Source organism: Microbulbifer thermotolerans, assembly GCF_900112305.1.
Classification (GTDB): domain Bacteria; phylum Pseudomonadota; class Gammaproteobacteria; order Pseudomonadales; family Cellvibrionaceae; genus Microbulbifer; species Microbulbifer thermotolerans.
The window spans coordinates 200,963-213,198 of record NZ_FOKT01000004.1 but is presented as its reverse complement, the minus strand read 5'-3'; the positions used below and the strand labels follow the sequence as shown (position 1 = coordinate 213,198).

Below are 12,236 nucleotides of genomic sequence, written 5' to 3'. Positions count from 1 at the left end.
ACGGTACTCCAGGCCAAGGCCGACGCCGAATCGGTGACACTGACCTGGGAAGACACCGGGGCGGACAGCTACAACCTGTTTTATTCCACCGCACCCGGCTGCGATATCGAAAACTACGCAAGCTGCCCGGGCGGAACCATGGTGGCAGGCGCCGAATCCCCCTATACAGTCACCGGACTTACTAACGGCCAGAACTACTGGTTCCAGGTGGAATCCGTTGTCGAAACCAGCCGCGCCGTTTCCAATGAAGCCGGCGCGCGGCCGGATCGACTGGTGCCAAATGATAGGATTAACGCCATGGCCACAGGTACCGACGGCACTGTCTACCTGGGAGGATACTTCACCTATTTCGGCGTGCTTAGTGGCCACGGTGTTCCCTTTAGTACAACCAGTGGGTACGCAGGAGCCTTTCCGCTGGTCAACGGGCCGGTAACCGCGGTTGCAGGCGATAACAAGGGGGGCTTCTATATCGGCGGCGAGTTCACAACCGTCGGCGGAGAAGCCCGCAACAACCTGGCCTATATCCGCGCCGATGGCACCTTGGGTGATTGGAACCCGACCATTGACGGTAACATTAACGCCCTTGCCGTACTGGACGATACCGTATATATCGGCGGAGATTTTGACAAAGTTAACGGGCAGCCACGCATCAACCTGGCCGCTATTGATGCCGACGGCAACCTGCTCGAATGGCGCCCTGCTGCCAACTCCAACGTTAACGCCATCGCAATAGCAGACGGCACCATCTATGTAGGAGGTGATTTCAGCAACATAGACGGGGAAACGCACGATGCTCTAGCCGCTATCAATACCGACGGTAGCCTACACGACTGGAGTCTGGATTTTGACCGTCAAGTACACGACCTCGCTGTGTCTGGCGACACCATTTACGTGACCGGAAATTTCAAAAAGATCAACGAACAAACACACAATGGCGTCGCCGCCGTCGATACCAACGGTAACCTGCTCGATTGGAATCCGGGTATTGGCGCATTTTATTGTACAACGCAATGCTCCATTGCAGTGGCCGAGGATACCATTTTTATAGGTTGGGACTCTCCATTCGTCTCTATAAACGGAGAAACTCGCAACTACTTGGCCGCGTTTGATAGCAGCGGCAATCTGCTCGACTGGAGCCCAAACCCCAATTTTGATGTTTACGCAATCACAGTGGTCGGCGATACCGTCTATGTGGGTGGAAAATTCACCAGCATAGACGGGCAAGAACGCAATAGCCTAGCGGCCATCGATACCGACGGCAACCTGCTCGACTGGAGCCCGGCGACCCACGGCGGCCCCACGGCAGGCGTCACGGCACTTGCGGTCAGTGACGATACGGTATATGCAGGCGGCGACTTCACCAGCGTTCAGGGGTATGCACGCAATCGCCTAGCAGCTATTGACAGTGAAGGCCAACTGCTCCCCTGGAGCCCAAGTGCAGACGGAAATGTCAAGGCACTCGCAGTGGACGGTAATACCGTATATGCGGGGGGAAACTTCGAGTCTATCAATGGTGAAGAGTGCCACGCATTAGCAGCCATAGATACCAGCGACACACTACTTAGCTGTGACTGGGACATTAACATGGGGCCAGAAGAAAAAGGCACCGTATATGCACTCACATTAGCTGAGAATACTTTGTACGTAGGTGGTTATTTTTCCAATTTTAACGAACAAACCCGCAATAACGCAGCAGCAATTAGTACTACCGATGGCAGCCTGCTTACCTGGAACCCAGATGTAAGTAGCGATGTGAGTAGCATTTTTAGTAGCGTTGTCAGAACCATTGCCATTAGCGGAGATACCGTTATTTTGGGGGGGAAATTTAGTAGTGTTAATGAGCAGCCACGAGAGAATTTAGCTGCCATCAATACCGACGGCAGCCTGCTCGATTGGACACTTGATGCAGACCAGTGGATCTATACATCCATAATTCATAACAACACCATTTATATCGGTGGCCGGTTCTCCAGCATCGGAGGAATCTCTCGTAATTATATAGCAGCCATTAACACCGATGGCAGCCTGGCTGATTCGAATCCCGATATCAATGGTCCAGTCTTTGTCCTTACAGAAAACAACGGAACCCTCTATGCTGGTGGAGACTTTGACACTGTTAACGGAAAGCCGCGCAGTTATCTAGCCGCCTTTGACAGCGACAATACCCTGCTGGATTTGGGCTCTTCCCTTTCTGATGGTGCTTATTCCTTAACGGTGTCAGGGAACTCTCTCTATCTAGCGGGGTACTTCACCGAAGTCAACGGTGAATTTTCGCCTCACTTCGCTATTCTGCCTCTTGCCGGATCTGCAACGGACTAAAGGCTTAGAGAAAATTGATAGTTGATAAGACTGCTGAAAACTATTAATTTCAAACGAAGCAACAACAAAAAGGCCGGCTTAATGCCGGCCTTTTTTATTCCGCGCTAAATAAGTAGCGGGCTGTTTTAACGATTAAGATTTTGCACTTACTACTTACCTTCCCGCACCAACAGTCCCCACCCCTGTATATGGGCCTTTCCTGGACCCCGAGCTGATACTGCCAAGTTCGGCGGCCCGGTTTAATGGGCCGTCCTCTTCATCTTCTTCCGGATGACCCACAACAGGCAGAAGCTGATCACCTTTCAGGCGCATTTCCGGGGTATTTACCGCATCCACACCGGTACTGTAAGGGTAGACCTCCGTAAAGATCCCCGGGTCCACCTGGGCGAAGTCTTCCACCGCATTCTGAACGGCGGACTTAAGCCCTTGCGCAGTCTGGGCGCCAGCCACGGATTGCAGCTCGTCACCAGTCGCGCTAAAGGCGGGAATCTGGCGGATAAAGTCCGGCTCAAAGTAGCTGATAGCGACAATATCCACCGACTCGGAGACATCCATCCGCAGCGGGTTAACGGCACTACCAATTACTGTCCACTGCTGCAATTCGTCCCCCAACCGCACTTTGCCAGCGGTCAGATGGGTATCTCCGTAGGTTTCAGCGGTAAGACTTCCGAAACTTTTGCTGTTTATGACGATATTGCCACGACCGGCATTGATCTCGTCGATCACAAGATCTTTTTCCGCCAGCACGGAAATATCAATATCGCCAACGGAGGAGTGAATATCGAGGACATTGACGTCGGTTTCAATATCCACGTTGCCGGCAACCACCAGCGCCGCCCTGTTCGCCTTCAGATCGCCAGTGATGGTGTCGATTCCCGTGCTGATAATGCTGATATCCCCACTGCCATCGTACCCCAGGCGCAGACCGCTGTCGGCAAACAGAATACCGGCACCGTTGCGGTTAAAGTTAGCGGAGCTGTCACCGCCATTGACAAAAGTAAAATTCTGATCGGTTTCCAGCGCCAAGCTATTGGTATTGTTATCCAGCCACTCGAAGCCGGAGAGCTGGAAGTTACCTACCCGGGTATTGGCGCCGTTGATCTGCCAGGTTTTTTCGGCCACATTGAGCTGGAACTCGTCGTCGCCACTGCCGCCACTGAGCTGGAGATTCTGGCTGCTGTCGGCATCCACCTGCAAGTAGTCGTTACCCTCTCCGAGATACAGTGCCTGCAGACGTGTTCCCGCAAGTTGTACACTGTCATTGCCGGCACCGGTATCGAGCGCCTCTAAGACACCACCGGTGAGCGTAAACTGGTCCGCGCCACTGCCAGCCACTATGGACTCCACACCACTAAACAGCATCGACTGAGCGCCGCTGGTGATGCTTCCCTGTTCGTCATCCAAGGACCACTGCGCGTCGATATCAGCTCCGCGCAGCACATCAACCCCGCTGCCAGCGGTAAAGCTGGACAAACCGGCGAAAGTCACCCCGGCAACAGTCACCGTATCCAGGCTGCTGAAGGTGTATTCGCTGTCGATATCCTGGCCGGTGTAGGCGTCAGCGTTATTCACCTGCTCCAGGTTTTCGAACAGCACCGTTATGCTGTTTACCGTGGCCCGGGCACTGCCTTCAACCAGGGCATCGCCACTGAGTACCGAAGTCCAGTTGGCCCCACCGGCGCCAACGGTATCTTCGCCCTCCCCCGCGGCCACGGTTTCAATGCCGCTGAAATTGATAGCGGCTGCGCTGATATCGCCGTTGTCTGCCAGTTCGAAATGATCCGCATCCGCGGTGCCCTGCAGCAAATCACTGCCGCCACCGGCGATTACCTGGGAAATGCCCTCGAAAGCCATGGCGGCGACTTCCAACGCATTTTCACCGGACAGAGCGAAGGTTTCGCCGCTGTCCGTGCCGCGCAGGAGTGCATTGGAGGTGATTACCCGGTCGATACCGGACAATTCGACACCGTTGACCGAAAGGGCTCCGTCAGTACCAGCCAACAGCCATTCGCTGGCATTACTGGTTACCGAATCTCCACTATCGTCACCGGCGGATAGTGTGCTTACCGAGGAGAAGTCAATGCCTCGAACACGGAGGGCCTTACCGGTGCCACTCAAGACAATGTTGTCACTGGCATTGTTGGTGGCCGCGTCCACGACCACATCATTTCCGGCAACTCTTTCAATATTCAGGAAGTCGATTCCGGCAGCTGCAGCACTGCCATTCGCGGCGCCCAATATCCAGGTTGCGCTATCGGGGGAAGTCACCTGATCCACCCCCCCTGCGGCATCCACATGAGTGATATCGGCAAAGCGGATGCTATTGGCCGCCACTTGGTTGTCCGCCGTAATCTCAAACTGGTCACCGGCTCCAGACCCGAGCAATATCCCGTTGCCACCGCTGGTGCTCTCCAGCCCGGTAAAATCGATACCCAGCTGACGCAATGCATTGTCGCTGCCACTCAGCTGCCAGGATTCGCTATCCAGTCCCACCAGATGGTCACTACCCGCTGCAGCCGCTACGGAATTTACGCCCTCAAAACGTATGCCATAGCTGTCCAACTGATTAGCAGCGACCATGGAAAAGGTATCATCGCTGTCGGTGCCGGTCAGTGCGCCGGTATTGGTCACTGTTTCGATATTGGCAAAGTCGATAGCGCTGGCGGTTACGGACAGGGAACCGCTCAGGGTCACCGAGCCATCAGCCGCAAGCTCGTCAGTCCCGCTTCCGGCATCCACACTACTCAAGCCGCTGAAACTGATGCCCGCAACGTCGAGGCTGTTGGTACCGGTGATATCGAACTGGTCTGCGCCACTGGTGCCGGTCAGATCTGAGGCCTGTGCGCTGTGGATATTGCTGAAGTTAATTCCATTTGCACTTAGCTGATGATCTGTTCCAGTGAGCGCTACGCCTGATGCATAAGCACTGGCGTCCAGTGAGTCATCGCCGTCGACACCGTCCACAGCAGTCAGACCAATAAAGGTCATGCCGTAGCTGTCGATACTGCCATCGCTATTGAGTGTGAAGGATTCGTCAGCACTGGTCGCTGTGAGGCCGGCGTTAACGGCAGTAATTAATTCAATATTGCTGAAGGTAATGCCATTGTTTTCTGCCTGGTTATCCAAGCCGGTCAGCAACCAGTCGGCACCGTCGGCGCCGGTGACACTATCGTTGCCGCCCATGGCATCCAAACTGGTAATGTCACTGAAGGCAATGCCGTTGGCGGTCAGCGCATTGCTTCCAGTTACCATAAACTGGTCATTGCCGCTGCTACCCCTTAATGCAGTGGCCTCTGCGCTGAAGATATTGCTAAAGGTGATTCCACTGGCGACCAGTTGATTGTCGCCATCAGCGAGTGCCACACCGTCTGCATAAGCGCTGGCATCCAGTGCGTCAGTACCGCCAATACCATCCACAGCGGTCAGACCTGTGAAGGTCATACCGTAGCTGTCGACGGTGCCATCGCTATTGAGCGTAAAGGTTTCGTCCGCAGTGGTTCCTGTGAGTCCGGCGTTAAGCGCAGTGATTGACTCAACGTTGCTGAAGGTAATACCACTGTTTTCAGCCCGATTATTTATGCCTGTCAGCAGCCAGTCGATACCATCTGCACCGATAACACTATCGGTGCCACCCATGGCATCCAACGTACTGATTCCATTCACTGCTATGCCATTGGCTTTTAGCGCATTAACGCCGGTTACCTCAAAGTGATCACTTCCACTACTGCCTGTCAGTGCAGTGATCTCTGCGCTGTGGATATCGCTGAAAGTGATTCCGGATACGGCCAACTCGTTGTCACTTCCTGTGAGTTCCCCACCGGCCGCGATCGCGCTGGCATCCAGTGCGTCGCTGCCACCCATGCCATTGACTGCGTTCAAGCCGCTGAAGGTCATACCGTAGCTGTCGATACTGCTATCGGCATTGAGAATGAAAGTTTCTGCCGCTGCGGTCGCATTGAGTGCGGCGTTAACCGCGTTGATCGACTCTATGTTGGTGAAGCTAATGCCGCTGCTCTCGGCCTGGTTATCCGTGCCGGTTAGTATCCAATCGACACCATCAACACCGCTCACACTGTCTTCACCCAAGCCGGAGTTCACCTCCGTCAAGCCGCTGAAGCTGATCCCCGCGACTTCGAGGCTATTGGCTCCGGTGATATCAAAGTGGTCAGCGTCGCTGGTAGCAGTCAGCGCGGTGGCCACTGCACTGTGGATATTGCTGAAGTTAATTCCATTTGCGCTCAGCTGGTTGTCTGTACCAGTGAGCTCTATGCCCGATGCATAAGCACTGGCATCCAGTGCGTCAGTGCCACCGTTACCATCCACGGCAGCCAAACCTGTAAAGGTCATGTTGTAGCTGTCGACGGTGCCATCGCTATTGAGCGTAAAGGTTTCGTCCGCAGCGGTTCCGCTGAGCCCGGCGTTAATCGCGGTGATTAATTCGACATTGGTGAAGGTAATGCCGCTGTTTTCGGCCTGGTTGTCCGCGCCTGTCAGCAGCCAGTCAATGCCACTGGCGCCGGTAACACTATCGCTGCCGCCCATGGCATCCAGATGCGTAATGTCATTGAAAGCAATTCCATTGGCAGTCAGCGCATTGGTGCCAGTGATGGTGAACTGGTCGTCTTCGTTGCTACCAGCCAGCGCAGTAGCTACAGCGCTGTGGATATTGCTGAAAATGATTCCAGCGGCGACCAGTTCATTGTCACTTCCCGTGAGTTCCCCACCGGCCACATAAGCGCTGGCATCCAACGAGTCGATGCCACCCACGCCATGAACTGCAGTTAAGTCACTGAAAGTCATGCCGTAGCTGTCAACACTGCCATCGGCATTGAGAACGAAAGTTTCGTTCGCAGTGGTCGCATTGAGCCCGGCGTTAACTGCACTGATTAACTCTACGTTGGAGAAGGTAATGCCGCTGCTCTCGGCCTGGTTATTTGTACCTGTCAGTATCCAGTCAGCCCCAACGGCTCCGGTGACACTGTCTTCACCCGAGCCGGAGTCCACCTCCGTCAAGCCGCTGAAGCTGATGCCCGCAACGTCGATGCTGTTGGCGCCGGTGATATCGAACTGGTCTCCGCCACTGGTAGCGGTCAGCGCGCTGGCCTCAGCGCTGTGGATATTGCTGAAGGTGATACCGCCTGCACTCAACTGGTTGTCGGTACCGGTGAGCGCTACACCTGCCGCAATCGCGCTGGCATCCAAGGTATCACCACCACCTACGCCATCCACGGTGTTCAATCCACTGAAAGTGATGCCGTAGCTGTCGACACTGCCATCGCTATTGAGTGTGAAGGTTTCGTCCGCAGCGGTTCCGGTGAGCCCGGCGTTAAGCGCGGTGATTAACTCGACATTGCTGAAGGTGATGCCGCTGTTTTCGGCCTGTTTATTTATGCCTGTCAGTAGCCAGTCGACACCATCTTCACCGATAACACTATCGGTGCCACCCATGGCATCCAAGCTGCTAATACCGCTAAAGGCAATACCGTTGGCGGTCAGCGCCTCAACACCTGTGATGGTAAAAAGGTCATCCTCACTGCTACCAGCCAGCGCATTCGCCTCTGCGCTGTGAATATTGGTGAAGGTGATTCCGTTGGCGATCAGTTCTTTATCACCACCGGTAAGGACTACCCCCTCTCCATAGGCACCGGCATCCAGTGCGTCAGTGCCGCCGTTACCGTCCACAGCTGTCAGACCTGTAAAGGTCATGTCGTAGATAGCGACATGACCACTGCCATTGACAGCGAAAGTCTCATCACCACTGGTAGCCGTCAGTCCGGCGTTAAGCGCGGTGATTAACTCGACATTGCTGAAGGTAATGCCGCTGTTTTCGGCCTGCTTATTTATGCCAGTCAGTAGCCAGTCGATACCATCTGCACCGATAACACTATCGGTGCCGCCCATGGCATCCAAACTGCTAATGCCGCTAAAGGCAATACCGTTGGCAGTCAGCGCCTCAACACCAGTGACAATAAAAGTGTCATCTTGGTTAGAGGCTTCGAGGCTTCCTCCACTCGCTGCATCCAACTCAGTAAAAGTAATACCACTGGTGGTTGCCGTATTTTGCGCACCAGTCAGAGTGACGGTTTCTATTGCTTTGAGACTGTCGTTCCCTTCTCCAGCTGCGACCTTGGTAACGCCGCTGAAACTGATTTCCGCAGCTTCGAGGCTGTTGTCACCGGTGATATCAAAGAAATCATCTCCACTACTGCCGCCCAGTGCTGCCGTCACCGCACTGTGGATATTACTGAAGGTGGTTCCGTTGGCGACCAGCTCTTTTTTCTCACCGGTAAGCGCCACGCCGTCTTCATAAGCACTGGCATCCAGTGTGTCACTGCCACCTACACCATCCACGGCAGTCAGACCTGTGAAGGTCATACCGTAGCTGTCGACGGTGCCATCGCTATTGAGCGTAAAGGTTTCATCCGCAGTGGTTCCTGTGAGTCCGGCGTTAAGCGCAGTGATTGACTCAACGTTGCTGAAGGTAATACCACTGTTTTCAGCCCGATTATTTATGCCTGTCAGCAGCCAGTCGATACCATCTGCACCGATAACACTATCGGTGCCACCCATGGCATCCAACGTACTGATTCCATTCACTGCTATGCCATTGGCTTTTAGCGCATTAACGCCGGTTACCTCAAAGTGATCACTTCCACTACTGCCTGTCAGTGCAGTGATCTCTGCGCTATGGATATTGCTAAAGGTAATTCCAGCAGCGATCAGTTGGTTGTCAGTTCCCGTGAGCTCCCCACCAGCCGCGATCACGCTGGCATCCAGTACGTTGCTGCCACCTGCGCCGTTGACTGCGGTTAAGCCGCTGAAGATCATGCCGTAGATGTCGATACTGCTATCGGCATTGAGAACGAAAGTTTCGTTCTCAATGGTTCCGGTGAGTTCGGCATTAACTGCGCTGACCGACTCTATGTTGCTGAAGGTGATACCACTGCTCTCGGCCTTGTTATCCGTGCCGGTTAGTACCCAGTCCGCGCCATCGGCTCCGGTCACACTGTCTTCACCCAAGCCGGAGTCCACCTCCGCTAAGCCGCTGAAGCTGATGCCCGCGACATCGAGGCTGTTGGCGCCGGTGATATCGAAATGGTCTGCGCCACTGGTGGCGGTCAGCGAGCTGGCCTCTGCGCTGTGGATATTACTGAAGGTGATGCTGCCTGCGTCCAGCTCGTTGTCGGTATCGGTGAGCACCACGCCTGCCGCATAAGCACTGGCATCCAATGCGTCTGTGCCATCTACACCATTGACCGCAGTCAGGCCACTGAAAGTTATGCCGTAGCTGTCGACACTGCCATCGCTATTGAGTGTGAAAATTTCGTCCGCAGTGGTTCCGGTGAGTTCGACGTTAAGCGTGCTGATCGACTCTATGTTGCTGAAGGTGATACCGCTGCTCTCGGCCTGATTATTTGTACCGGTCAGCACCCAGTCCGCGCCATCGGCTCCAGTCACACTGTCCTCACCCGAGCCGGAGTCCACCTCCGTCAAGCCGCTGAAGCTGATGCCCGCGACATCGAGGCTGTTGGCGCCGGTGATATCGAAATGGTCTGCGTTACTAGTGCCAGAAAGTTTAGTGGCCACTGCGCTGCTGATATTACTGAAAGTGGTGCCGCCTGCGCTCAACTCGTTATCGTTATTGGTGAGCGTCACGCCTGCCACATAAGCACTGGTATCCAGTACGTCAGTGCCACCGTTACCATCCACAGCCGTCAGGCCAGTGAAGGTCATGCCGTAGCTGTCGACGGTGCCATCACCATTGAGCGTAAAGGTTTCGTCCGCAGTGGTTCCTGTGAGTCCGGCGTTAAGCGCAGTGATTGACTCAACGTTGCTGAAGGTAATGCCGCTGTTTTCGGCCTGGTTATCCGCGCCTGTCAGCAGCCAGTCAATGCCATCAGCGCTGATAACACTGTCCTCACCCAGGCCGGTGTCCACTTCTTCAATATCAACGAATGTAATACTATTTAGGGAGAACTTTTGCCCTCCCCCCAAAATCAGCGTTTCATCTGCGGAGGTCAGCGTAAATTGATCTTTTCCAGCTTTACCGGTAATAGTACCAGTTCCACTAACAGTTAAATTCCCCAGGGTATTGTTTGTATCATCTCCAGCAATACCCAACGTCAAATTCAATTCACTGACAGTAATAATTCCACTGTTTTCAAACGCTCCCGCCAAATCCAGTGTGAAACTGGAAACGCCTACCGTACCCTCGTTTTTGAAATAGCCGTCACCAGTCTTTATTTCAAGGTTGCCACTCGAATTGCTAATCTGACCACTTGCGCTGATCAGCACATTCGTATGGGAGTGTAATTCCAGAGTAGTACCGGAGCTCCAACTCACATCACCTGAAACGGAAATACCATAAGAATAATCGTTGTTATCGTCTCCTAGACCTAGGTCAAAATCGCTACTAGCACCGTCAGCGGTGGTCGTTATGATGACATTGGTACTGGAAAGAGCATCGCCTAAGTCGCTTACTGAAATACAATTGTTTTCGGCACTGCAGTCACCATCAGTGATATCTAACCACTCCGGATCCAACAACCACTCCCCAGTCTCCCCACCAGCAAGACTCAGGGTAGACACAAACATAGTGTCTCCATCCAGGTGCAGATTGACTTTGCCGGATGTTTCGACAAATCCGCCGTCGCCCCCGAGTTCGCCAGACTCGGCGCGGATGGTGCCGCCAAACTGAGTGGTGTCGTCGGCCCAGACGATGACCTTGCCGCCATCGCCGTTATCGATTCCGCTGGCATTGATCTCGGCTTCGGCGGTGACAACGGTGGTTGTTGCATTGCGAACTTCGTCGTTCTCACCCCGGTAGTCACCACCGATCAGCACCTCGCCGCCACTGGCAGTACCGCGGGCATCGATGTCGCCGCTGACGGTAACCTCGTCGCCCAGTACCTGGACTGAGCCTCCCTCTCCCGCATTTCCGATTACAGCAATCTGACCACTGTGCGTGGCGCTGTCCCCCTCGATAATAACTTCGCCGCCCTGTGTGCCCGATGCATCCAGGGCTCCGCTGTTAACAACACCGGAACCCGAGCCGAACAGGCGGATCTTGCCGCCACTGGTGTCGATTCCGCGCGCTTGTACCGTACCTTCGTTGTTGACCGCGGCGGTAAAGAGGTCGCCGGAAACGCTGGCTTCCATAAGCACCGTAGTGCCTTCAATAGCGCCTTTATTTAAGACGGCGCTGTCCAGGCCCATCTGGTTTTCCATCACCTCCTTGGTGACTTTTACCCCGATCAGGCCGTCCGCATCGAAGGTGAGTACAGCTTCATCTGCTGCGGCGAGGCTCACCATTTCAGCGCTGATCAGGCCACTCGCGGCATTGGTCACTTGTTTTCCCACCAGCACGGCGCTGGCGGCATTGATGAGACCGCGGTTGACCACCACACCGGCACTGCCGTCTTCGCCCTTAAAGGCGAAGTTGCCGTTCATAAATTCCTGCGGGTTAATATCCAATCCGGCGGCGGTGATGGCACCGACGTTAACGGTGGCGGTTTCAGTAAAGAGTACGCCGCGGGGGTTGGCGAGGATAACGTGGCCGTTGGCCTCGATACTGCCGCGAATATCACTGGGGTTTTCGTCGAGTATGCGGTTCAGCACTACCGAAGAGGACCCGGGCTGGAGAAATTTAACGATTTCCTCTTCGGTCAGGTTGAAAGATTCCCAGTCTATCGCCAGGAGGTCCGTTTTCTGGTCGATGATGGTGGTGAGGTCACTGGTGTTGATGGAGCCTTCGCCACCGACCACTGTGCCGCCTTCCGGTGCGGCCTGTGCGGATGGACTGACAATCTGACCGGCAATCAGTCCTGCCCAGGCCAGGTGACACACCTTGATAGCCGAAGTGAGTTTTTTCAGTTCGAGCGTTATTTCTTTTGCTTTCATGCCGGCACCTTGTGAAG

Annotated in this window: 2 protein-coding genes; one reads left to right on the top strand and one right to left on the bottom strand. The window is 54.4% G+C overall.

Translation table 11 applies throughout. The annotated features are described in order from the left end of the window. Positions 1-2,319, top strand: a 2,319-nt coding sequence (locus BM155_RS07895) for a fibronectin type III domain-containing protein (RefSeq protein WP_217641464.1), incomplete at its 5' end; no start/stop codon positions are given. A gap of 153 nt (positions 2,320-2,472) precedes the next feature. Here BM155_RS07895 and BM155_RS07890 read toward each other — a convergent pair. Next, a complete protein-coding gene (locus BM155_RS07890; RefSeq protein ID WP_074902255.1) occupies positions 2,473-12,219 on the bottom strand; it encodes a filamentous hemagglutinin N-terminal domain-containing protein in 9,747 nt (3,248 codons plus the stop codon). Positions 12,220-12,236 lie beyond the last annotated feature (17 nt).

What these genes read in the sequence shown, in the direction of transcription:
- BM155_RS07890 (WP_074902255.1), bottom strand. Translation starts at nt 12,219, where the DNA reads ATGAAAGCAAAAGAAATAACGCTCGAACTGAAAAAACTCACTTCGGCT.